The 21,493-nt window shown below is 69.8% G+C and carries 21 protein-coding genes; 11 read left to right on the top strand and 10 right to left on the bottom strand.

Features of this window, described 5'->3' with window-relative positions; all coding sequences use genetic code 11:
- Positions 1-328 precede the first annotated feature (328 nt).
- Positions 329-1,165 carry a DnaB-like helicase C-terminal domain-containing protein gene (locus AFL01nite_RS02375; RefSeq protein WP_146825480.1) on the bottom strand — a complete coding sequence of 279 codons (837 nt, stop codon included), beginning with the start codon at positions 1,163-1,165 and terminating at the stop codon, positions 329-331.
- A 58-nt stretch (positions 1,166-1,223) separates the two neighbouring features.
- On the opposite strand from AFL01nite_RS02375, the gene AFL01nite_RS02370 reads away from it, so the two are divergent.
- Positions 1,224-1,859, top strand: coding sequence for a DUF8548 family protein (locus AFL01nite_RS02370; RefSeq protein WP_146825479.1), 636 nt, complete (start codon positions 1,224-1,226; stop codon positions 1,857-1,859).
- Positions 1,860-2,055: 196 nt separating this feature from the next.
- Here AFL01nite_RS02370 and AFL01nite_RS02365 read toward each other — a convergent pair whose 3' ends face one another.
- Positions 2,056-2,385 carry a hypothetical protein gene (locus AFL01nite_RS02365; protein WP_146825478.1) on the bottom strand — a complete coding sequence of 110 codons (330 nt, stop codon included), beginning with the start codon at positions 2,383-2,385 and terminating at the stop codon, positions 2,056-2,058.
- A 1,161-nt stretch (positions 2,386-3,546) separates the two neighbouring features.
- On the opposite strand from AFL01nite_RS02365, the gene AFL01nite_RS02360 reads away from it, so the two are divergent.
- The gene (locus AFL01nite_RS02360) at positions 3,547-4,185 is read left to right on the top strand and encodes a hypothetical protein (RefSeq protein ID WP_146825477.1); all 639 of its coding nucleotides are present in this window, start codon (positions 3,547-3,549) and stop codon (positions 4,183-4,185) included.
- Positions 4,186-4,232: 47 nt separating this feature from the next.
- Here AFL01nite_RS02360 and AFL01nite_RS02355 read toward each other — a convergent pair whose 3' ends face one another.
- Entirely contained in the window at positions 4,233-4,700 is a 468-nt protein-coding gene (locus AFL01nite_RS02355) for a hypothetical protein (RefSeq protein WP_222593349.1), read from the bottom strand.
- Positions 4,701-4,710: 10 nt separating this feature from the next.
- On the opposite strand from AFL01nite_RS02355, the gene AFL01nite_RS15425 reads away from it, so the two are divergent.
- Positions 4,711-4,938 (top strand): TetR/AcrR family transcriptional regulator C-terminal domain-containing protein, encoded by a 228-nt coding sequence (locus AFL01nite_RS15425; protein ID WP_222593348.1) that lies wholly within the window; start codon positions 4,711-4,713, stop codon positions 4,936-4,938.
- A gap of 64 nt (positions 4,939-5,002) precedes the next feature.
- Here the strand turns inward: AFL01nite_RS15425 and AFL01nite_RS02345 are convergent, their stop codons facing one another.
- The 3 genes from AFL01nite_RS02345 to AFL01nite_RS02335 are packed head-to-tail and all read right to left on the bottom strand — an operon-like array spanning position 5,003 to position 7,078.
- On the bottom strand, positions 5,003-5,671 hold the full coding sequence (locus AFL01nite_RS02345) for an NADase-type glycan-binding domain-containing protein (protein ID WP_146825475.1): 669 nt from the start codon (positions 5,669-5,671) through the stop codon (positions 5,003-5,005).
- A complete protein-coding gene (locus tag AFL01nite_RS02340; protein ID WP_146825474.1) occupies positions 5,668-6,072 on the bottom strand; it encodes a VOC family protein in 405 nt (134 codons plus the stop codon). Before AFL01nite_RS02340 ends, AFL01nite_RS02345 begins: the two co-directional genes overlap by 4 nt.
- 25 nt (positions 6,073-6,097) lie before the next feature.
- On the bottom strand, positions 6,098-7,078 hold the full coding sequence (locus AFL01nite_RS02335; RefSeq protein ID WP_146825473.1) for a TIGR03557 family F420-dependent LLM class oxidoreductase: 981 nt from the start codon (positions 7,076-7,078) through the stop codon (positions 6,098-6,100).
- A 40-nt stretch (positions 7,079-7,118) separates the two neighbouring features.
- Here AFL01nite_RS02335 and AFL01nite_RS02330 point away from each other — a divergent pair, with 40 nt between their 5' ends.
- The 5 genes from AFL01nite_RS02330 (at position 7,119) to AFL01nite_RS02310 (ending at position 16,543) form a co-directional block, all read left to right on the top strand.
- Positions 7,119-7,469 (top strand): nuclear transport factor 2 family protein, encoded by a 351-nt coding sequence (locus AFL01nite_RS02330; RefSeq protein ID WP_146825472.1) that lies wholly within the window; start codon positions 7,119-7,121, stop codon positions 7,467-7,469.
- Positions 7,470-7,492: 23 nt separating this feature from the next.
- Positions 7,493-10,000: an ATP-dependent helicase HrpB gene (hrpB, locus tag AFL01nite_RS02325; protein WP_222593347.1), complete on the top strand. Its 2,508-nt coding sequence runs from the start codon at positions 7,493-7,495 to the stop codon at positions 9,998-10,000.
- Positions 10,001-10,087: 87 nt separating this feature from the next.
- Complete coding sequence (locus tag AFL01nite_RS02320) at positions 10,088-13,210, top strand: M14 family metallopeptidase (protein ID WP_146825471.1); 3,123 nt, start codon at positions 10,088-10,090, stop codon at positions 13,208-13,210.
- A gap of 16 nt (positions 13,211-13,226) precedes the next feature.
- Entirely contained in the window at positions 13,227-14,924 is a 1,698-nt protein-coding gene (locus AFL01nite_RS02315) for a DEAD/DEAH box helicase (protein ID WP_246119550.1), read from the top strand.
- Positions 14,925-14,965: 41 nt separating this feature from the next.
- Positions 14,966-16,543, top strand: a complete 1,578-nt coding sequence (locus AFL01nite_RS02310; RefSeq protein WP_186813779.1) for a Na+/H+ antiporter — start codon at positions 14,966-14,968, stop codon at positions 16,541-16,543.
- 3 nt (positions 16,544-16,546) lie between these two features.
- Here the strand turns inward: AFL01nite_RS02310 and AFL01nite_RS02305 are convergent, their stop codons facing one another.
- Positions 16,547-17,353: a methyltransferase domain-containing protein gene (locus AFL01nite_RS02305; RefSeq protein ID WP_146825470.1), complete on the bottom strand. Its 807-nt coding sequence runs from the start codon at positions 17,351-17,353 to the stop codon at positions 16,547-16,549.
- Complete coding sequence (locus tag AFL01nite_RS02300) at positions 17,350-18,195, bottom strand: class I SAM-dependent methyltransferase (RefSeq protein ID WP_146825469.1); 846 nt, start codon at positions 18,193-18,195, stop codon at positions 17,350-17,352. Before AFL01nite_RS02300 ends, AFL01nite_RS02305 begins: the two co-directional genes overlap by 4 nt.
- A 61-nt stretch (positions 18,196-18,256) precedes the next feature.
- On the opposite strand from AFL01nite_RS02300, the gene AFL01nite_RS02295 reads away from it, so the two are divergent.
- The 3 genes from AFL01nite_RS02295 to AFL01nite_RS02285 are packed head-to-tail and all read left to right on the top strand — an operon-like array spanning position 18,257 to position 20,574.
- Positions 18,257-19,672, top strand: a complete 1,416-nt coding sequence (locus AFL01nite_RS02295) for a pyridoxal phosphate-dependent decarboxylase family protein (RefSeq protein WP_246119549.1) — start codon at positions 18,257-18,259, stop codon at positions 19,670-19,672.
- A complete protein-coding gene (locus AFL01nite_RS02290) occupies positions 19,669-20,040 on the top strand; it encodes a hypothetical protein (protein ID WP_146825468.1) in 372 nt (123 codons plus the stop codon). Before AFL01nite_RS02295 ends, AFL01nite_RS02290 begins: the two co-directional genes overlap by 4 nt.
- Positions 20,041-20,067: 27 nt before the next feature.
- On the top strand, positions 20,068-20,574 hold the full coding sequence (locus AFL01nite_RS02285) for an SRPBCC family protein (RefSeq protein WP_146825467.1): 507 nt from the start codon (positions 20,068-20,070) through the stop codon (positions 20,572-20,574).
- Between the two features lies 1 nt (position 20,575).
- On the opposite strand, the gene AFL01nite_RS02280 is transcribed toward AFL01nite_RS02285, so the two are convergent.
- Together AFL01nite_RS02280 and AFL01nite_RS02275 are read right to left on the bottom strand one after the other, a co-directional pair.
- Complete coding sequence (locus AFL01nite_RS02280; protein WP_146825466.1) at positions 20,576-20,872, bottom strand: antibiotic biosynthesis monooxygenase family protein; 297 nt, start codon at positions 20,870-20,872, stop codon at positions 20,576-20,578.
- Between the two features lie 42 nt (positions 20,873-20,914).
- A complete protein-coding gene (locus AFL01nite_RS02275) occupies positions 20,915-21,451 on the bottom strand; it encodes an RBBP9/YdeN family alpha/beta hydrolase (RefSeq protein ID WP_146825465.1) in 537 nt (178 codons plus the stop codon).
- Between the last annotated feature and the right edge of the window lie 42 nt (positions 21,452-21,493).

Genomic DNA, 21,493 nt, shown 5'->3' with positions numbered 1-21,493 from the left:
TTGGGAGCGCTGGGGTGACGCCTGAAGAGTCATTCTTCGGCTGTTCCGCTATCACGACTGCAGCGAACTTTGTACAACGCAAAGACGTAATGAAAACAGATCTGACGGTTTCTTCTGCTGCCCTGATCGCCTCGTAGTTGCCCGCGGCGGCGTGAGCCTCGCTCGGCGTTTCCGCAAGGAGTTGTGCCTGTCCAGTGGCGGCTCTTGAGGGGAGCACTTCGGAGGAGGGAACGAAACTCTGAGATTTCCGGGCTCCCACTCCTTGCGTTCAAGGTCCGTCGGAGTGATGACTCCGCGGTTCTTCCGCAGCTACGCGTAGGAGTCCCAGTCAATGGATCGGAGTGAAACGTGACCATTGTCCTTGGAAGGCCAAAGGGACAGTTGTTTGCGGGCCCAGCCGGTTGTGGAGGATGCGTAGGTCCGCTTCGCCCGGACGCGGCGACTCGCCTGCCCCGGTGGCGTCGGGCCGTTCGATATCGACGGTGATGTCGGAGATCTCGGTCCAGCCAGGATCGAGCTCTCCGTCGATCAATACCAGATGCCTCGGGACGGTCACGATGAACAGGCGACCCCGGGTGGCGTGATCGCGAACCATGCGCAAACTTTCGTAGCCCGTCAGGTGGAAGTCGTCGATCACCGTGACGTCGGCGTGGCCTTCGGTTGGTTCAGGACTCGCTCCTTCGCGGGGTCCCTCAAGGTTCAGGTCCACGTTCGCGAGCTCCCGCACGGCGGCGGCAATCCGCGAAGCCTCTTCGTTGGAGGTGTCTTCGTGTCGGAGCCGATGTAGAGGAACCCTGGCGGTCGTAGCGAGCAGCCTCGCGCTCACGACATCAAGCCGGTCGCGTGCACTCACGAAGTCGGTGGACCATCGCGCGCCAGACGCGGCCTTCAGTGCGAGACCCAACGCAAACGAGCTCCGCCCATGTCCGGGCCGGCTGGTAAGTACCCAAACCTGCCCGAGCTCGAAACCGCCTGTGCAACGGTCAAGGAGCGGGAAACCCGTCGACGCGACGGGTGCCAGGTCCCTCTTCCAGTCGTTGACAACGCCAAGCGCTTGTCGGGCAGGGATCATTCCAAGGAGCATCGCCGCCGCATCCGACAGAATCAGCGCAGGCTGCCGCTGCAGGGGCAGGTTAGTGAGGCGGCGACAGTCCAGACCCTTCACGACCTTAGGTGTTCGCAAGACGGGTCCGGCCTCGACTCGATGCGCCTATGGTCGGGCCATGACCCCAGACGAAGACGCCGTCTACAACCACGTCCTCCGCGAGATCGGAGACACTCCCACCGGATGGCCTGGCGGATGGCCTAATGAGATCGATGCGGCCTTAATTGATGCGATCTTCTCGGTTCAAGCACACTACGGGTCGCGCAGACCAGGCCATGAGACAGGCGTTTTCGCTGTCGTGACACGCTGGCGCGCGACTCGCAGCGCGCCCAACGACCTTCAGGAACTCGCCGCCATGGATGAAGCCACGCTCCTCGAGCTCCTCAACAACGGCGGCAAGCAGTCCGGACGAACCAAGGCACTCGTGGTCATCGAAGCCGCGAAGCGTCTCACCGAGAACGGCATCCGTAAATCCGAAGACCTCACCGGCGAACCCAACTCAATGAGAACAGCTCGGAGCGCGTACTTGAGCGTCCGCGGCTGCGGTCCTGTCACGTGGAGCTACTTCTGCATCCTCCTGGGAACGGACGGCGTCAAGGCCGACACCATGGTCAACCGATTCGTCGCCGACGCGCTGGGCCGCACGACGAATTCAAAGGAGGCGGAGCGTCTCGTAGTAAAGGTGGCTGACGAGCTACATCTCTCCGCCCACCAACTCGACCACGCGATCTGGGCTCACCAACGCCTTATGTGACGCCAGCGTCAGCGCCAACGGACATCGCACAGAAGGTTTCGAGGCGAGGATCCGTGCAGGAGTACGCCGCCTGATTCCGTGCATTCTTCGTTGCATCCCGACAAATGTCGAGATGCAACGAACTCTGGACAGACGACCTTGTGTCCTGGAAACAACTCTGACCGTTTCTGTTGAGTCGCTATGGGTCCGATCACAGCTAATGGTCGTCCCATTCCGTTAACGCTTGGACCTGCCACTCCCAACCGGGGTTTGAACGGGACGCGATATGCCCGTGCGGCATGGACGCCAGTGACGCGAGCGAGGTGTTCTGCTCGACTGCGTGAGAGATGTGTGTGGCGATGGATGCGCCAGGAAGGTTCGGATCGTTGACGCCGTCACCGATGCACCAGTCGCCTTCGGGCGTGTGTATGACCTCCCGGGCGGGGTGCTCCCCATCGAGAACGGTCCTCTGCACCACTGCACCAAGGGTGCTTGGGAACCGGTTCCCTTCGTATGGGAAGGGGACGAAACGGTGCATCTCGGCCATCGAAGAAGTGTAATTAGCGCGGGGCTGTGCCAGCAGAGGAACCAGTGCACGAGCGGTTGCTCACCGTACCGCGGCGGTCGCGCTCGGCCCCCAGTCTCCATGCAGCCCGATAACAGTCCTGCCGATCCAGCGTCATACCACCGCGTGCGAGCGCACGCCCTAGACATCGTCCGGACAGATTGAGAGGCGCGGAGCAAGCGAGAGTAGTGCCTCCATCCCCGGGCCGCTCAGTTCGCAAGCTTGTCGCAGCTCGTGCAGACTCAAACCGTTCTCCCACAGATACTCGCGAACGCTCGCGTAGTTTGAACGCCCGAGGCAGGACCTGCACGCGTCGCCGGTATCGTCCGGTCATGGCAACGGAAGACAGGGAGCGCGTCTACCTAGCGCTCGGGAGAATGGGCGTGCTTTCGGGTGGCGTTGAGCAGACTCTGCACAGCATCGCGCATGCACTCGATCTGGATCCCAGGTCGCACCAACTTGACCAACTGTCCAAACTCGTCCGGCGCCGCGTGAGAGTTGATGGTCTCCCCTCGTACGCCCGGATCGAGACTGCTCAACTTGAGATTTGGTTAGACCGCGTTTCGACAAGAACTCGGGAACGAAACACCCTGATGCACGCGGTCTTAGCGAGGCGGGCTGACGAAGAAGGTTGGGAGACGGTTTCGATCCATCTTCGGACAGGACAGGTAACCGGGTCCGTCGGAGAACGCGCCGAAGCCTTGGCTTCTCAGTTGAAGGCCTTACTCCTGGAGGGCTCCGATATTCACTGTGGCCTGATGCCAGAACTTCGCCACAATGTCTATGTTCCCGTTTTCGGCCCCGCTGACCGCCCAGGCGCAATCATTCTGCGCGATCCGCAGGATGGGACGTGGCCTGACCGCGCAACGGAAGACGAACTGCACCACTTCTGGAGCGAGACGCTCCGGTCGTTCCCCCCGTGGGTTCGGACCCACGTCGACGATCTCTAGGCACATGGTCTCCGTTTGTCTTTTGTGCCACGGTTTCCAAGTCTCACACTGGGAACCAAGAGGCGACTACCCGCGTCCTTCCACCGCCTGCCGGCGTACGCCGAATTGATCTCGATACGCCGGCAGGGGTGACATTCTTTGACCGTTGACAGAAGCCGACGTCGCTCGTCGAAGTTGAAAAGGGGAGACAGCCGTGGTTGATCGAAACACTGTCAGTGCTCGCCGGCCCGCGCCGTCAGATCCCGAGCTCCTTGGTTTGTTCTGTCAGCTCGTCGAGGAGTACGACCGTCTGGGAGCAGCGTTCCCAATCTCGGTCACATCCTTCGAGCTGACGCCTGAAAACTACTTGGACGACACCGAGCGATGGCACCGCGTCGTCCGAGCGATGGCGCTCCGCAAGTTCGTCCTAGGACACCAAGATCACGTCCGCGCCGACAAGGTGCTGTCCGCACTTCGGAACTGCCTGAGGGACCCGGCGGATGCCGTTGTCCTCGAGCGGTGGTCCGATGACTTCAGATCTATCGGGGCCAAGGTGCAGATCGATGAGGGCGCCGACGCGCGGAGCAGTTTGACCGAAGTCCTCGAAGACCTGATCTACGGCTCGTATCTTCACGGCGACCTGGATCGATGGAAACGAACCACCAGTCGATGGCAAGCCAGCGTTGACCTTGCCCTTTGGATGTTCTCCGAAGACGCCGAGTACTACATTCGGCGGCTCCGGACCGTAGTCCTAGTGGCGGCACGGGAAGGCCGCCTTACCGACGAAGCCACTGCCTCCGTCCAGCGCGAAGCAACCAGCCGGCCACTCACGGACCGGACGCAGCGAGGATAAGTTGCGTCACTCCACCGCAAATGACGCCCTCGCGCGCCGACGTGGCGTCAGCGAACGTACGTCACTCGGTAACGATTCCCCAGTTCCTGTTGCAGCCGATCACGCAGGAGTTCGCCCTGGGCCTCGATCGCGGCCGCCTCTCGGGCGACTGCCCGGCGCTCAGCGGGATGGAAGAACCGGCGCACGGCGCGACCAGCGTCCACGACCATCTGCACAAAGGGCAGATCGTCGAAGCGGTCGTCGAACACCTCCTCAGGGACCGCAGCCTCCCAGCGTTCCTGGAATGATCTGAGATCGGACTTCAGCTCGACGCTGAGCAACGGACCCCACCACCCATCGTCGGCCGAGCCCTCGCGATCCCACAGAGGCATGTCGACGCAGTACTCGTTCATGAGATCGATCTGGATCTGCTCAACCCGCCATGCGTGTCCATGGAAGCATTCTCCAGCTGCCTCGGCCTCGCTGTCCCAGATCGGCGCGATCGACTCGAACCGTCGCGTGTGGGGCAACTCCACGGTCACATCGATGGCGAAGATGACCGACCTGTTCCGCATCGTCATCGCCGAACTGCCGCGGTTCCCCGAGCTGGCCGAGGCCCCAGTTCACGCACGGGAAGATGCCGTACTTCGAGTCCGCCGCTACCTGCTCGACGAGACGGAGGCCGGCACGGCCCGGATCGCCGATCCTGAGCTGGCCGCCACCCAGTTCCTCGGGATGATCTCGAACTTCCCTAGCCGAGGAGGTCGTCGATGAGGCCGTCCGGACGATGGTCGCCCGCTACGCCCACGTCGGCTGAGCGTCCGCCGGTCACCGTGCCTCACGGGTCGACCCACGTCTCGACCTCGCTGATGGAGGTGTCCAGGTAGGCCCTGGTGCGCGAGTCGTCCTTCTGGGCGGCGTACGCACTCCGGATCGTCAGCGTGATCTTCGAGGTCCGTCCGTCCGGAGCGGCCACCTCCTGGTAGACCGCAGGCCGGTCGGGACTGCCGGCGTCGGCCAGCATCGCGACGCGGCGGCCCTGCTCCGTGGTCACCTCGAGCAGCCGGGGCCGCGAGTTGCGCTTGTACAGCGCCCACGACTCGGCGTACCCGCTCACCACGCACACGAGCTGCAGGTCCTCGGGCTTCGCGAACGACAGACTCACGCTCGCTCCGTCACCCAGGTCATCCTCGTTCTCTGCCCACGCGGTGCTCGTGTTCCCGTCGATGAGGTTCTCGGGCTCGTAGGTGACCTTCCCCCTGATCGGGAAGGTCTCCCCCGGCAGCGCCCGTCCCTCCGCGCCCTTCGGGTCGACCTGCACCAGCCCTCGAGGGTCGTCGCAGGTGGGAGCACGGAGCCGGGACTCGAGCCACCCCGGGGCCAGGAATCCGAAGACCGTCAGCACGATGCCCGTCACCACCGGCGTGATCAGCTTGTCCACGAACCAGTCGGGCGAGTACAGGGTGGGCCTCGGGCCCGGATCACCCTGACCGGGGTCCGTCGTCATGTTCCGGCGAACGTCGCGAACGTCCAGTGGTTGCCGTCAGGGTCCGCCACGGCCATCTCGCGGGATGGGTAGTCGGTCTGCTCGACGATCTCGTGGACGACGGTCGCATCCATCGCGGTCGCCCGGGCCATCACCGCGTCCGGATCAGCGGTCACGACGTGCAGCGACGCCGTACCCGGCCGGCACGGCGTGGGCCGCTCGCCGGTGCTCGAGAGCAGGATGCGGCCGCCCTCGGGCCAGTCCAGCTGGCAGTGGTGGATCGCCCCCGCGCGCTCGCCGGGAATCAGGAGATCCTCGGTGAAACCGAGGCGCAGCAGCCACTCGCGAAGAGCCGGGGCGTCGTCGCTGACGACACTCGCCCAGACGCTTCGTTGCGGCACTCCGCTGACCCGGACGGTCATGCGGTCAGCGTACGTCTCGGGAGAGTCAGGCGCCGAACTCCTCGCCCAGCGCCGCCAGGAGGTCGGGCGCCGCCTCGAAGTACTGGTCCTGCCCCTCGTCGCCGATCTGGATGAGTGCGAGGTCGGTGAAGCCGGCGTCGGCGAACGGCCGGACCGCCTCGATGACCGCGTCGATGTCGTTGCCGCACGGGATCTGGTCGGCGACGTCCTCGGGGCGCACGAACTGGGTGGCCGCGTCGAACGCGGACGGGCCGGGCAGCTCGGCGTTGACCTTCCAGCCGCCGGCGAACCAGCGGAACTGCTCATGGGCTCGAGCCACGGCCCGGTCCCGGTCGGAGTCCCACGAGATCGGCAGCTGGCCGACCTTGCGTGCCGGCGACTTCGCGCTGACCGCCTCGTCGAAGGCCTTGACCGCGTCACCGTCGGGCTCGACCGCGATCATGAAGTCGGCGAACGGGGCGGCCACCCTGATCGACTGGGGGCCGCTGACGGCCACACCGATCGGCACCCGCACGTCCGGCAGGTCCCACAGCTTCGCGGAGTCGACGCGATAGTGGTCGCCGACGAAGTTCACGTACCCGCCGTCGAGCAGCTCGCTGATGATCTGCAGCGCCTCGGTGAACCGCTCGTGACGGACGTTGACCGGGTCCCAGCCCTCGCCGATGACGTGCTCGTTGAGGTTCTCCCCCGCGCCGAGGCCCAGCGAGAAGCGCCCCTCGCTGAGCACGCCGAGCGTCGCGGCCTGCTGCGCCACGACCGTCGGGTGATAGCGACCGATCGGGCACGTCACGTACGTCATCAACTCCAGCGCCTGCGTCGCCTGGGCGACCGCGCCGAGCGTCACCCACGCGTTCGGGCTGTGGCCCTGCTCGTCGAGCCAGGGGTTGAAGTGGTCGCTCATGACGGCGAACGGGAACCCCGCCTGCTCGGCCGCCTGGGCGTACCTCACCAGATCCGAGGGAGAGGACTGCTCGCACATGAGGGTGCATCCGATGGAAAGGCTCATGGTGCTCGTGTACCCGGGACGGCACGACCATAATCAACGCATGACCAGTGAGCGGGCGGACAGCGTGCGCGCCCTGTACGAGTCGTTCAACGACCGCGACCTCGACGCCGTCCTCGCCGCGATGGCGCCGGACGTCGACTGGCCCAACGGCTGGGAGGGCGGGCGGTTGGTCGGGCGCGACGCGGTGCGGGAGTACTGGGAGCGGCAGTGGCGCGAGATCCGCCCGAACACCCTCGTGCGAGGTCTCGTGGACCGCCCCGACGGAACCGTCGAGGCACGCGTCCGCCTCGTCGTGCGCGACCCGGCCGGGACCGTCCTGGAGCGCTCCGAGGTGACCCACGTCTACGCGTTCGACGGACCCCAGGTGCGACGCATGACGATCGAGCCGTAGAGCACGTCGGGCACACTGCAGGGGTGTCCGACCCGCTGCGCCGCCTGCTCGACGCACCGCCCGACCTGCCGGTCGCCGCCGGACTGGCCGCGCTCGACGAGGCACTCCGCACCCGCGGCGTCGCAGTGGTCCACGCACCGCCCGGCACCGGCAAGACGACGTTGGTCCCGCCCGCCGTGGCCGACGTCGTCGAGGGTCGCGTCGTCGTCACCCAGCCCAGTCGCATCGCCGCGCGCGCTGCCGCTCGCCGGTTGGCGCACCTCCTGGGCGAGCCGGTCGGCGAGACCGTCGGGTTCTCGGTCCGCGGGGAGCGCCGCACCAGCCGACGGACGCGCGTCGAAGTGGTCACCACCGGCCTGCTGCTGCGGCGGATCCAGCACGACCCCGAACTGGCCGGCGTCGGTGCCGTCGTCCTCGACGAGGTGCACGAGCGCCACCTCGATGCCGACCTGACCCTGGCGCTGCTCGTCGACATCCGCGCCAACCTGCGCGAGGACCTCGCGCTGGTGGCGATGTCGGCCACCATCGAGGCAGAGCGGACCGCCGCGCTGCTCGGCGCCGACGCCCCGGTCATCCACGTCCCCGGGGCACTGCACCCGGTCGAGACGGTCTGGTGCCCGGTGCCGCCCGGGTCACGACGCACCGACGACCGAGGGATCACCCCGGTCTTCCACGACCACGTCGCCGCGACCGTCCGACGCGCGCTCGCCGAGCACGAGGGCGACGTCCTGGTCTTCGTGCCGGGCGTGGCCGAGATCGATGCGACCACACGTCGGCTCGGCGGCGTGGCCGCTGACGTCCATCCCCTGCACGGTCGCCTGTCCGGCGCCGAGCAGGACCGAGCGCTCAACGAAGGCCCGCGCCGTCGCGTGATCGTCTCGACCGCCGTCGCCGAGTCGTCGCTGACGGTGCCGGGCGTCCGCGTCGTCGTGGACGCCGGGTTCTCGCGCGAGCCCCGCACCGACCACAGTCGCGGGCTGGCCTCCCTCGTCACCGTCGCCGTGAGCCGGGCGGCCGCCGAGCAGCGTGCCGGACGGGCCGGACGCCTGGGGCCGGGCGCGGTGCTGCGCTGCTGGTCCGAGGCCGAGCACTCCCATCTGGCCGCTCACCCGGAGCCCGAGATCGCCACCGCCGACCTCACCGCCTTCGCCCTCGAGGTCGCCTGCTGGGGAAGCGACGACGTGCACGACCTGGCCCTGCTGGACCAGCCACCGGAGCACGCATGGGCAGCCGCGCACGAGGTGCTCGTCGACCTGGGGGCGATGACCGAGGACGGACGAGCCACCCCGCGTGGCCGCGTGATCGCCGCGGTGCCGACCGACCCCCGGTTGGCTCGGGCCCTCATCGACGGGGCTTCCCTCGTCGGCACCAGGCGCGCCGCGGAGGTGGTCGCGATGCTCAGCGAGGACGTCCGCGCACCGGGTGGAGACCTCGTCGCAGCGCTCCGGTCGCTGCGCGCCGGCCATCGGGCCGGCTCGTGGCGCAGCCAGGTCACCCGGCTCGAGGCCATCGCGAAGGACCAGGGAGCCGGCACGCCGGCCCGGGCCCTCACCGACGACGTGGCCGTCGGCCTGGTGGTGGCCCTCGCGCATCCCGACCGCATCGCCCGCAAGCGCTCCGGCTCCTCGAGCTACCTGATGACCGGCGGGACCGGCGCGGCACTCGACCCGCGCGACCCGGGCCCGCTCGCCGGCCTGGAGTGGCTCGCGGTCGGCGATGCCGAGCGGCGAGCCGGGCAGCGCGAGGCCCGGATCCGGGCGGCGGCGCCGCTCACCGAGGATCTCGCACTGGAGGCCGCTGGTTCGCTGTGGACCGAGCTGGACCAGGTCACCTGGACCGGAGGTCGGGTGCTCGCGCGCCGGCGCACGCTGCTGGGTGCGATCGAGCTCGGCTCCGTGCCGCTCGCCGATCCGCCGGTCGAGGCCGTCACCGACGCGATCCGCGAGGCGTTGGAGAGCGAGGGCATCGGACTCCTCACCTGGTCGGAGGCCGCCACCGCCCTGCGCGCGCGACTCGACTTCCTGCACCGGGCCCTCGGCGACCCATGGCCCGACGTCAGCGACGAGGCGCTGACGCTCGGCCTCCAGTCGTGGCTGGGACCCCAGCTGGCACGGGTCCGCTCGGACCGGGACCTGCGCCGCATCGACGTCCACGCCGCGCTGCGGGCGCTCCTGCCGTGGCCGCAGGCCGGCCGCCTCGACGAGCTGGCCCCCGAGCGCGTGGAGGTCCCCAGCGGCTCGAACGTGCGGATCGACTACTCCCAGGAGCAGCCGGTGCTCGCGGTCAGGCTGCAGGAGGTCTTCGGCTGGACGGCGGTGCCTGCTCTCGCCGACGGCAGGGTCCCCCTCCTGCTGCACCTGCTCTCCCCCGCCCGTCGCCCTGCGGCCGTCACGGCGGACCTGGACTCGTTCTGGGACAACGGCTACCCCGGCGTGCGCGCCGACCTGCGCGGTCGGTACCCCAAGCACGCCTGGCCCGACGATCCCCGCAGCGCGCCGGCCACTCGGCGGACCAACACGCCGCGGCGCTGAGTCCCACCCGTAACAAAGCGCCGGAACCCTTGACGTGTGACCTACATCACACGAAGTTGGAGGGTAGCCGTTCTTCGGAGGACCCCCATGAAATCCCTGACCATTCCGCTGGGAGCTGTCGTGCTGGTGGCCGGACTCACCGTGTCCGTCCCGTTCGCCGCGAGCCAACCCGTCGCAGACCCGCGCCAGGCCGACACCCTCGAGGTCTATGTCGTCGAAGGCCCCACCTCGGGCCTCGGCGAGCTGGCCGAGCTGGGCCTCGACACCAGCCACGTGACGCAGGAAGGCGCCGGGGCCGGCAAGGTCCGCCTCGAGCTCGTCGTCACCGGCCGCCAGGCGGCCAAGGTCCGGGACGCCGGCTTCAGCGCCAAGGTCAAGGTCGTCGACGGCAAGAAGGCGTCGCAGGCGGCCCGGGCCCAGCAGCGTGCCGGCTACAGCGTCTACCGCTCGTGGAGCGAGGACGGCGGCATCGAGGACGAGCTGCGCGCCACGGCGAAGGCGAACCCCCGCATCGCCAAGCTGGTCACCATCGGGCGGACCGTCCAGGGCCAGGAGATCCTCGCCCTCAAGGTCACCAAGGACGCCCGCAAGGTGAAGGACGGCAAGCGCAAGGCGGTGCTGTACGGCGGCGCCCAGCACGCCCGCGAGTGGATCACCCCCGAGATGGTGCGCCGGCTCATGCACCACTTCCTCGACGGCTACGGCACCGACCGGAAGATCACCCGCCTGGTGAACACCACCGAGCTGTGGTTCCTACCGGTGTCCAACCCGGACGGCTACGACTTCACGTTCACCGAGGGCAACCGCCTGTGGCGCAAGAACCTGCGCGACAACAACGGCGACGGCACCATCACGCCCGGCGACGGCGTGGACCCCAACCGCAACTTCCGGACCAAGTGGGGCTGGGACAACGAGGGCTCCTCCCCCGACCCGGCCAGCGAGACGTACCGCGGCCCCAGCGCGGGCTCCGAGCCCGAGACGAAGGCGCTCGACTCCCTGTTCCGCAGGATCGGCTTCGAGTTCTACATCAACTACCACTCGGCCGCCGAGCTGCTGCTCTACGGCATCGGCTGGCAGGTGGCCACCCCGTCCCCGGACGACGTGATCAACGTGGCCATGGCCGGCGACGACGCCGAGCCGGCGGTCCCGGGCTACGACCCCGACATCTCCGCAGAGCTCTACACCACCAACGGCGACACCGACACGCACGCGACCGTGAAGTACGGGACCCTCGGCTTCACCCCCGAGATGACGACCTGCGAGACCGTCTCCGACTCCGACCCGGACGACGAGTGGGTCAGCGACGACTGCCTCAGCGGCTTCAACTTCCCCGACGACGAGGGGCTGATCCAGGCCGAGTTCGAGAAGAACATCCCGTTCGCGCTCGCCACGGCGGCCTCGACCCACGACCCGGACGACCCGGTCTCGGTCGTCGGGCGCGACACCCCGGCGATGGTGTCCGACCCCTTCGCGGTCTCGCACGGCAGGACGCAGCCGGTCGCGGTGACCGCGAAGCGCGCCCTCAAGGGACTGCGGATGCGGTACCGGATCAACGGCGGTCGCACGCAGACGACTCGCGTGCGTGAGTGGAAGGGTGGCGAGCGCTACGGCAACACCCACGACGACTACTACGCGGAGTTCCGGGGCACGGTGCGCCGGGCCAGGCCGGGCGACTCGGTCAAGGTCTGGTTCACCGGCACCGAGCCGCGCGACCGCACGAAGGACCGCCGTCGCGGCGGCCGCGACAAGCGCGTGAGCAGCACGCCGTTCACCTACAAGGTCGCCCGCGACATCGGCGGTGACGTGCTCATCCTGGCCGCCGAGGACGTCACAGGCATCAGCCCGGCGCAGGGCGTCACCAGCGCCAAGTACGCCGACGACTACGCCACCGCGCTCACCGCCGCCGGCTACTCCTCGGACGTGTACGACGTGGACGTGAACGCCCGGACCGCTCCCCACCACCTCGGGGTGCTGTCCCACTACGACGCGATCGTCTGGGAGTCCGGCGACGACATCATCACCCGCGCCGAGGGGCAGCCCGGAGGCACCGCGGCCAAGCTGGCCAACGACCTCGAGATGACCGTCCGCGACTACCTCAACGAGGGCGGCAAGGCGCTCGTCACCGGTCAGTACAACCAGTTCGGTCAGGCGACCGCGGCGTCGTACTACTACAGCCCGACCGCGCCCCCGGAGTGCACGGTGCGCGCCCATCCCTGCCTGACGCTGGAGAACGACTTCCAGCAGTACTGGCTCGGCGCCTACAACTACGTCAGCGACGGAGCCACCGGCGAGGACGGACCCTACGGCGTGCTCGGAGCGGACGGAGGGCCCTTCGCCGGGTTCGCCAGTGCCCTGAACGGCGGGGACTCACCCAACAACCAGGAGCACACGGCCTCGTTGCTGGCAACGTCCAGCTTCCTGCCGGTCGAGGAGTTCCCGCAGTTCGCGAGCTCCGCCCCGCTGCAGTGGAACCGTCCCGGGGCCGCTCCGTACGACCCGGTCGACGGCGATTGGTACGCGTACAGCCAGCTGGCGGACCAGGGCTGGAAGCGGCTCGCCCGCACGGTCGACCTGACCGGGGCGACGTCGGGCTCACTGCAGTTCCAGATCTCGCACGACACCGAGACGGACTGGGACTTCGTCGCGGTCGAGGCCCGCGAGGTGGGCACCGAGGACTGGACGACGCTCCCGGAGGCGGGCGGTCAGACCACCCAATCCACGGGCGAGTCGTGTGCGGAGGGCTGGGTCGACATCCACCCGCAGGTCGCGCACTACCAGGGTGCGGACTGCACGCCGACGGGCTCGACCGGCGAGTGGCATGCCGCCACCGGCAGCAGCAACGGCTGGCAGGAGTGGAACGTCGACCTGTCCGCGTTCGCCGGCAAGCAGGTCGAGGTGTCGATCACCTACATCACCGACTGGGGCACCCAAGGGCTCGGCGTCTTCGTCGACAACGCCCGCGTCGTGGTCGACGGTGCCGAGTCGGCGGCCACCTCCTTCGAGGCCGACCTCGGCGGGTGGACCACCCCCCCGGCGCCCGACGGCTCGCGCCAGACCAACACCTGGGCGCGGTCGCAGAAGGCGTTCGAGGAGGGCGCGGCGACGGTGACGAACGACACCGTGTTCACCGGGTTCGGTGCCGAGGGTCTCGAGACCTCCGCGCAGCGGACCGCGTTCGTGGAGAGGGCGATGCGGCACCTGTTCGACTGACGGGTAGCGTCCGGGGGTGGCCCGTCCTCCCCGATCCCGTCGACGCAGCTCGCCCGCCCGGCCGTTGCCGACCGCCGGGCCGGGCGAGCGCGTCCGCGTGCTCGACGTCCCGTACGGCACCCAGGTCGACGGCGCCGCCTGGCACCCGGCGGTCAACGCCCATCTCCACGTCGGACGGGCCCTGCCCGCGCACCTCGCGCCCTACGCTCCGGGGCCGCACACCCTCGGCCGGTTCATCGAGAACACGCTCAACCCCGACGACCCGCTTCCGGTCCCCGCGCCGACCGAGGAGCTCGAGCCCCGCAGGATCCAGTTCGAGGCCGCCGATGCCATCGCGGCGCGCGCGGCCGCGGGCGGACGCCAGTTCCTGCTGGCCGACGAGCCCGGGGTCGGCAAGACGATCTCCGCGGTCCTCGGGGCGACGGCGGTGGGCGATCTCCGCGGCGCCCGGCGCGTGCTCGTCGTGGCCGACCGACCCGCCGCGATCACGATCAGGCACTGGTGCCGCACGATCACGGCCCTCGGCGACGGAGGCCTGGAATGGGTGGTCATCACGTGGGACCGACTCGAGAAGGTCAAGGACCACACCTGGGACGTCATCATCGCGGACGAGGCCCACGCGCTGCGACGCACGACGACGAAACGATGGAAGCTCTGGGCCCGGATCTCGGGACACGCGCGCCCGCACGACACCGCGCCGTTCGTCATCGCGACGACCGCGACGCCCGGGCACACGCCGCTCGAGCTCCCGTACCTCGCGCCGGCCTACGCGCAGGTGCTCGGCGAGCCGATGAAGCAGTGGACCTCGGCGACGCAGCCCGCGCAGACCTTCGCCGCCGCACTCGAGCGCCACGGCGTGGAGGTGGAGCACGGCCGCTACGGCGCGACGTGGACCACCGACCCGCAGCGACGGGCCGCGGACCTCACCCTCGTGCGCGGCTGGCTGGCCGACGAGCGCCCGCCGGCCATGCTGCACCGCGCCGCGCCGTGGGGACCGGTGCCGATCTCCGGCATGCCGGTGACGCTCACCCCGGCGGAGCGGTCGGCGTACGAGGCCGAGTGGGGCGAGTTCTGTCGTGAGATGGACATCGCCCGACGCGGCCGGAACATGGCGAAGGGCCGGGCGGCGCTGCTGCGCTTCCGCCAGAAGGCCGGGCTGATCCGGGTCGACTCCACCGTCGACTGGATCGCCCAGCAGGTCGGGGCCGAGCGCCAGGTGGCGTGCTCGGTCGAGTTCGTCGCGACCGCCGCCGACCCGATCGTCGACCGGCTGCGGGACTCCGGCATCGACGTGGCCACCATCTACGGCCGCGACCGGTTCGACGTCGAGGCCGAGCGCCTGAGGTTCCAGACCGGCGACGCGAAGGTCTGTGTCTTCACGACCGTCGCCTCGATCAGCCTGCACGCCGGCGAGACCCTCGCCGACGGTCGCCACGCGAGCACCGATCCGCGGGTCGGCGTCTTCCACCAGGCACGATTCTCGGGCATCGCCGGGCGGCAGGTGACCGGCCGCACCCACCGCGACCACCAGGTGTCGCCGTGGCACATCGCGTACGCCGAGGGCACGGTCGAGGAGCAGGTCGGCAAGGTCATGGTGGAGCGGATCGCCGCGGCCTCCGACACCGTCGGAGGCGACACCACCGGACTCGCCGACGTCGCGGCACTCCTCGGGGCCGACTGGCTCCCGGATCTGGCCGAGAACCTCATCGAGTGACCAGCGACCGGGTCGCTTGACCCGGCGGTCAGGATGGACCCGTGCTCGGACTCGAGATGGTCGTCCTGCTGGGAATCGCGCTCGTGGTGTGTGGCGCGCTCGCCAACCGCTACCCGATCGCACCGGCGATCCTGCTGGTGCTCGCCGGCGTGCTCATCGGCTTCGTGCCGCACCTGCGGCACTCGCACCTGCCGCCCGAGATCATCCTCGTCGTCTTCCTGCCCGCACTGCTCTACTGGGAGAGCCTGACGACGTCGCTGCGGGAGATCCGCAACAACCTGCGCGTCGTCGTCCTGACCAGCACCGTGCTGGTGCTGGCCACCGCCGCGGCGGTGGCCGTGACGGCGCATGCGCTGGGCCTGGCCTGGGGCCCTGCCTGGGTGCTCGGAGCGGCGCTCGCGCCGACGGACGCCACCGCGGTCGGGGTGCTGGCGCGCAACCTGCCCCGCCGCACGGTCACCACCTTGCGTGCCGAGAGCCTCATCAACGACGGCACGGCGCTGGTCCTCTACGGTCTCGCGGTCGGTGTCACCGTCGGCGAGGAACAGCTGACCGGATGGCACGTCAGTTGGCTCCTCGTGGTGTCGTACGGCGGCGGCGTCCTGGCCGGGGCGCTGGTCGGACTGCTCAGCTGGCAGATCCGCCGCCGCATGGACGACCCGATGCTCGAGGGCATCGCGATGCTCGTGACCCCGTTCGCGGCGTTCCTCGCGGCCGAGGCGATCGAGGCTTCGGGCGTGCTGGCGGTCGTGGCCTGCGGACTGTTCATGAGCCAGGTGGCACCGCGCATCACGGGCGCCGCCACGCGCCACCTCGTCGGCCCGTTCTGGTCCCTCTCGACGACCGTGCTGAGCAGCTCCCTGTTCGTCCTGGTCGGACTCGAGGCACAGTCGGCGTTCCGCGGACTGTCGAGCACCACGCTCCAGCGAGCCCTGCTGGACACCCTCGTGGTGGCCGTCGTCGTGATCGGCGTCCGATGGCTGTGGACCTACACGACGCCGTACGTCATCCGTGTCCTCGATCGCCGTCCGATCCAGCGCGAGCGTCGGGTCAGCGCACGCCAGCGCACCGTGAGCGCGACCGCCGGCTTCCGCGGAGCAGTCTCCCTCGCGGCGATCCTCGCGGTGCCCCGCACGGTGGAGTCCGGTGCGCCGTTCCCCGACCGCGACCTGATCGTGCTCATCGCCTCCGGCGTCATCATCCTGACGCTGCTCCAGGCGCTGGTGCTGCCGTCCGTGGTGCGGTTCGCGCGGTTGCCGCAGGACACGTCGGTGGCCGAGGAGATCCACCTGGCCGAGGTGTTCACGCTCGACGCGGCGATCGAGTCCCTCGACGACACTGCTGCCGCGCTCGGCGTCGGTGAGCCCGTGACGGAGCGGGTCCGGCACGAGCTCGGCAAGCAGCGCCGGCTGCTGGACGCCGCAGGGTCCGACGACGACCCGCTGGTCCTGCACCACGGCGAGTACACGAGCCTGACGCTCGCACTCCTCGCCCGCCGGAGGGACGCGCTCGTGCAGCTGCGCGACGAACGCCGGATCGACGACATCGTCCTGCGTCAGGTGCAGGCCCGGTTGGACATCGAGGAGGTCCGGTTCTCGCGGGCCACTCCCCCGGAGTGAGCCTCACACGCGCGTCGCGACGACGGCGTACAGGGTGACGGCGAAGACGAACGACCCGCGCGCCGCGCTGTCCTCGAGGGCCTGACGCCACGCAGCGTCCTCGCCCGCTGCCTCGGCTCGCCGGGAAGCTGCCTCCAGGACGAAGGAGACGGGCGGCTGGTCGAGGGTCCGCGGGCGCAGCATCAGCGTCTCGGTGGTGATGCGGGCGCCGGTGAACCCGTGACGCAGGACGAGGTCGAGCAGCTGGGCACCCGCCGCCGGGGACGGCCCGCCGCCCCAGCCCTCGTGCCAGGCGGCGGCGAGGTGCGGGTGCCCGGGCCACGTCGCGAGCGTCCGCCAGTCGGTGTCGATCAGGCCGACCCGGCCACCGGGCCGCAGGACACGGGCCATCTCCGTCACCGCCACCACCGGGTCGGTGAGGTGCTGGAGCACCCTCTCGCAGCGCACCAGGTCGAGCGAGCCGTCGTCGGACGGGAGGCGTTCGGCCGTTCCGCGGACGTACCGTGCCGGGTTGCGAGCGGCCTCGCCGCGGCGGCGGGCCTCGGCCAGCATCGTCTCGCTCGGGTCGACACCCGTCGCCGAGCCGGTCGGGCCGACCGACACCGCGAGGCCACGGACGTCCTCGCCTGTGCCGCAGCCGACGTTGAGGACGTGCAGTCCCGGCAGCGGGTCCAGCTGCTCGACCAGCCAGGCGTGCAGCCGTTGGATCGGCGGCAACTGCGCCTGGATGTCGAGGGCGGCCAGCGCCGCCGCCCGTCCCTCGTCGGACGACGCGTCGACGTCGTGGAACCCCGGGGCGTCAGCGCTCATGGCGACTCCTTCCGTGCCGTGACCAACCAGGCGGCCGACCCGAACTGGACGCCGTCGGGACCCGCGTGCGCGGCGAGGCTCTCGCGGAGCCGCTCGACGGCGGCATCACGCTCCTGCGGGGCGAGCTCGTCGAGGAGCCAGCCGAAGAGTCCCCGCAGGAAGCCGAGGGCGTCGTCCACGTCCTCGCCGAACCACTCCTGGGCCTCGACGCCGTCGAGGCTCACCTGCGCCCATCCCGCGGAGCCGAGCACCTCCCGGACCCGGTCCGGTCTCGACAGCGAGAACATCCCGGGAGCATCGAGGTCCACGGCCGGACCGGGAGCCCCGCCGAGGACGCCCAGGGTGCCGCCGATCCACTCGTTGCGGTCCGGCGACTGCCAGGTCAGCAGCGTCAACCGACCACCGGGCCGGGTGGTGCCGAGCAGGTTGGCGAACGCGGCGACCGGGTCACCGAAGAACATCGCTCCGGTCCGCGAGACGACGACGTCGTGGCGGTCCGGCTCGAACGCGTGCACCTGGGCGTCGGCGTGGACGAAGCGCACGTTGCGGAGTCGCTCGGCCTCGGCGCGACGCCGGGCGACGTCCAGCAGCTGACGGGACAGGTCCACGCCGAGCACCTCGCCGTCGACGGACGCGCGGGCGGCCCGGAGCGCCGTCAGGCCTCCCCCGCAGCCGACGTCGAGGACGTGGTCCCCTCGGCGCACCGCGGCCGCCTCCTCGAGGCGGTCCTGATAGCCGGCCACGGCACGGTCGAAGCGCTCCGCGTGCGCGGCCCAGTACTCGCCGCCCGCGCCGTCCCAGGACTGCGCCTGCGTCAGGTTCGTCTCGTGGACCGATTCCATCGCCGCCTCCGCCTCCGGGTCTCCTCCCAGTGACCGCCCGGCGAGGGGGTCCCGTCAAGGGATGGACTCGCTTCCGGCCGTGGGCCATGCTGACGAGATGGACCCGTCGCCCGATGCGTCAGCGGCACTCGCCCGCGCTCACGAGCATGCGCTGCGGTGGCTGGCGACCCTGCCGGACCGTGCCGTGCCTCCGAGCGCCTCGGTGGCCGAGGTGGTGGCGGCACTCGGCACCGAGCTCCCGGACGGCCCGACCGACCCCGCTACCGTCGTCGACCTGCTCGCCGAGGCGGCGGAGCCCGGCCTGACAGCGATGCCGTCGGGTCGGTTCTTCGGCTTCGTGATCGGCGGGACCCACCCAGCGGCCATGGCGGCGGACTGGCTGACCTCAGCGTGGGACCAGAACGCAGGCATGCGCACGGTCACGCCGGCCACCACGGCCGTGGACGACATCGCCGAGCGCTGGATCCTGGACCTGCTGGGCCTGCCGGCCGACGGTGCGGTCGGTTTCGTGACCGGCGGCACGATGGCCAACTTCACCTGCCTGGCCGCCGGCCGCGATGCCGTCCTCACCCGGGCCGGATGGGACGTCGCGGCGCGCGGCCTGGCGGGCTCGCCGGGCGTGCGGGTGCTGGCCGGTGCAGAGACTCACGGATCGGTGGATCTGGCGCTGCGGTACCTCGGTCTCGGAGCGCCCGAGCACGTCCCGGTGGACGACGAGGGACGGCTCGAGCCGGCCGGGCTCCGTGCGCTGCTCGAGGGTGGTGACGACCAGCGCCCCACGATCGTGGTGCTGCAGGCGGGCAACATCCACTCCGGTGCGTTCGACCCGTTCGGCGAGGTGATCGCGGTGGCGCACGAGCACGGCGCGTGGGTGCACATCGACGGCGCCTTCGGGCTCTTCGCGGGCGCCAGCCCTGCGTTCAGGCACCTCGTCGACGGCTACGAGGCGGCGGACTCCTGGGCGACGGACGCCCACAAGACGCTGAACGTTCCCTACGACTCCGGACTGGCGATCGTGCGCGACCCGGGCGCCTTGCGCGCGGCGATGTCGATGCACGGCGACTACCTGATCCAGGACGCCGCCGGCGACCCGTTCGAGAAGGTTCCCGAGCTGTCCCGTCGCGCTCGCGCCGTCCCGGTGTGGGCGGTGCTGCGGTCGCTCGGCCGCACCGGGGTCGCCGAGCTCGTCGAGCGTCTCTGCCGGCACGCCCGATCGTTCGCCGACGGCATCGCCGTCATCGAGGGCGCCGACGTGCTCAACGACGTGGTCTTCACCCAGGTGTGCGCCGCCTTCGGCGACGACGCCCGCACGCGAGAGATCGTCCGCCGCATGCTCGAGGACGGCACCGCCTGGACCACCGGCTCCGTGTGGCACGACCGTGCGGTCCTGCGCATCTCGGTGAGCAACTGGTCGACGACCGACGCCGACGTCGAGCGCACCCTCGAGGCCCTCCGGCGTGCCGTGGGTGCTGCATGACCCGACAGCTCATCCTGCTCGCCGCCTGTGTCGCCGCGCTCACCGGTTGCGCCCCGGACCGCCTGTCGTCGGAGTGGAAGGTCGCCGACCTCGACCGGAACTGGCTCAACCTCGCGATCTACCGCGGCGTCGAGGACGCGACCGACCTGGCCGAGGGCATGTCGGAGCCGGAGAACGTCGTCTCCGCTGTCGGCACGGTGCGGCGCGGTGTGCCCGCCGACGACACCGAGGAGCCCCTGGAGATCGTGCTCCTCTACCCCGGCGCGGAGGGATCCGGCTTCGCCGCCGACACCGAGGACGTCTGCTACGAGTTCACGGTGCCGGACGGCTACGAGACGGAGTTCCACCGCGTCGACTGCCCTGACTGAGCCGATCCCATCCGCAGAGGAGACCGCATGACTCCCGATCCCACCGGCCGCCGTGAGACCCGTGATGGTCGCGCCGTCGTCGTGCTCACCCGCACCTTCGACGTGCCGGTCGAGGACGTGTGGGCCGCCATCACCGTGAGCGAACGGCTCGAGCGGTGGATCGGCACCTGGACCGGGGATCCGGCCGCCGGCACCGTGCAGTTCCGCATGAACGCCGAGGGCGAGGACGTCCAGGCCGAGCCGTTCACCATCCACCGCTGCGAGCCGCCGCACGTCCTCGCGGTGTCCTCCCGGGCGGCCGACGGGGAACCGGCCTTCGAGCTGTTGCTGGAGCTCACCGAGGCGGACGGCACCACCACGCTGACGTTCAGCCAACCCATGAGCGACCCCGAGCTGGCAGCCGACGTCGGCCCCGGCTGGGAGTACTACCTCGACCGCCTGATGGCCGCCGAGGCCGGGGACGACGTGGCGGCGATCGACTTCAACGACTACCACCCCGCGCAGAGCGACCACTACCGGCAGCTCTTCGCCTGAGTCAGACGCCGAGCACGGGCTCGAAGTGCTCGACGGTCGGGAACGGCTCGTAGAAGTGGTGGAGAAGGCGCCGCCACTGCTGGTACTCCGGTGAGCCCCGGAAGCCCTCCGTGTGGTCCTCGAGGGTCTCCCACTCCACGAGCAGCAGGTACGTTCCCGGGCGCTCCAGGCAGCGGGACAGGCTCAGACTCCTGAACCCGGGCACGGCGGAGATGATCTGCTTCGCCTCCTCGAACGCCTCGACGAACTGCGGTTCGGTTCCGGGCTTCACGGGCAGGAGCGCGTGCTCGAGGATCATGCCCCGCAGCATACGGAGCGGCGAGGGACGGTCCACGACCTCTCAGTCGATGAGCCGGTCGAGGAGCTCGAACGACTCGTACGGCTGGTCGACGTCTCCGAAGTGGCCGTCGTCTCGGATGATCTGGGTGCCGCCGAGTCGTTCGTGCATCGCGCGACCCTGGGTGGCGTCGCATCCGTACGGGTCCTCCCGGGAGTTGATGACGTAGAGGTCGCGGACATGGGAACGGATCGCCGCCCAGTCGTAGGAGTCCTGCAGGACGGGCTCGGCCTCGGCACCGGGCCGGGTGCAGTAGCCCGCGACGAGGATGGCCTGATCGACGGTCGCGTCGATGCTCTCGAGGATCGCGAGCAGCAGGGCCGCCCCTCCCGAGTGCCCGACCAGGACCGTGTCCGCGTCGAAGGTGTGGTGGGCCAGCACCTTCGGCAGGAACGTGGTGATCGATTCGACGTTGAGGTCGGGGTAGTGGGGTACCTCGACCTCGTACCCGCGCTCGGCCAGTCGCCCGCGCAGCCACGGCAGCCACACCACGTCGGGATGTGCGCCGGTCCCGTGGAAGATGATCGCCCTGCGGCTCACTCGCCGTCCTCTCGTCGTGACCCACCGATTCGTCGCGCCGCC

This window comes from Aeromicrobium flavum, assembly GCF_007992115.1.
Lineage (GTDB): Bacteria > Actinomycetota > Actinomycetes > Propionibacteriales > Nocardioidaceae > Aeromicrobium > Aeromicrobium flavum.
This window is presented reverse-complemented; position numbering and strand designations above follow the sequence as displayed.

Excerpts from the sequence above, each read along its gene's own strand:
- AFL01nite_RS02335 (WP_146825473.1), bottom strand. The coding sequence starts at position 7,078 with ATGAGCCTTTCCATCGGATGCACCCTCATGTGCGAGCAGTCCTCTCCC.
- AFL01nite_RS02345 (WP_146825475.1), bottom strand. The coding sequence starts at position 5,671 with ATGACGACGGACCCCGGTCAGGGTGATCCGGGCCCGAGGCCCACCCTG.
- AFL01nite_RS15425 (WP_222593348.1), top strand. The coding sequence starts at position 4,711 with ATGGCGAAGATGACCGACCTGTTCCGCATCGTCATCGCCGAACTGCCG.
- AFL01nite_RS02365 (WP_146825478.1), bottom strand. The coding sequence starts at position 2,385 with ATGGCCGAGATGCACCGTTTCGTCCCCTTCCCATACGAAGGGAACCGG.
- AFL01nite_RS02370 (WP_146825479.1), top strand. The coding sequence starts at position 1,224 with ATGACCCCAGACGAAGACGCCGTCTACAACCACGTCCTCCGCGAGATC.
- AFL01nite_RS02295 (WP_246119549.1), top strand. The coding sequence starts at position 18,257 with ATGGACTCGCTTCCGGCCGTGGGCCATGCTGACGAGATGGACCCGTCG.
- AFL01nite_RS02330 (WP_146825472.1), top strand. The coding sequence starts at position 7,119 with ATGACCAGTGAGCGGGCGGACAGCGTGCGCGCCCTGTACGAGTCGTTC.
- AFL01nite_RS02305 (WP_146825470.1), bottom strand. The coding sequence starts at position 17,353 with ATGAGCGCTGACGCCCCGGGGTTCCACGACGTCGACGCGTCGTCCGAC.
- AFL01nite_RS02290 (WP_146825468.1), top strand. The coding sequence starts at position 19,669 with ATGACCCGACAGCTCATCCTGCTCGCCGCCTGTGTCGCCGCGCTCACC.
- AFL01nite_RS02280 (WP_146825466.1), bottom strand. The coding sequence starts at position 20,872 with ATGATCCTCGAGCACGCGCTCCTGCCCGTGAAGCCCGGAACCGAACCG.
- AFL01nite_RS02300 (WP_146825469.1), bottom strand. The coding sequence starts at position 18,195 with ATGGAATCGGTCCACGAGACGAACCTGACGCAGGCGCAGTCCTGGGAC.
- AFL01nite_RS02340 (WP_146825474.1), bottom strand. The coding sequence starts at position 6,072 with ATGACCGTCCGGGTCAGCGGAGTGCCGCAACGAAGCGTCTGGGCGAGT.
- AFL01nite_RS02320 (WP_146825471.1), top strand. The coding sequence starts at position 10,088 with ATGAAATCCCTGACCATTCCGCTGGGAGCTGTCGTGCTGGTGGCCGGA.
- AFL01nite_RS02285 (WP_146825467.1), top strand. The coding sequence starts at position 20,068 with ATGACTCCCGATCCCACCGGCCGCCGTGAGACCCGTGATGGTCGCGCC.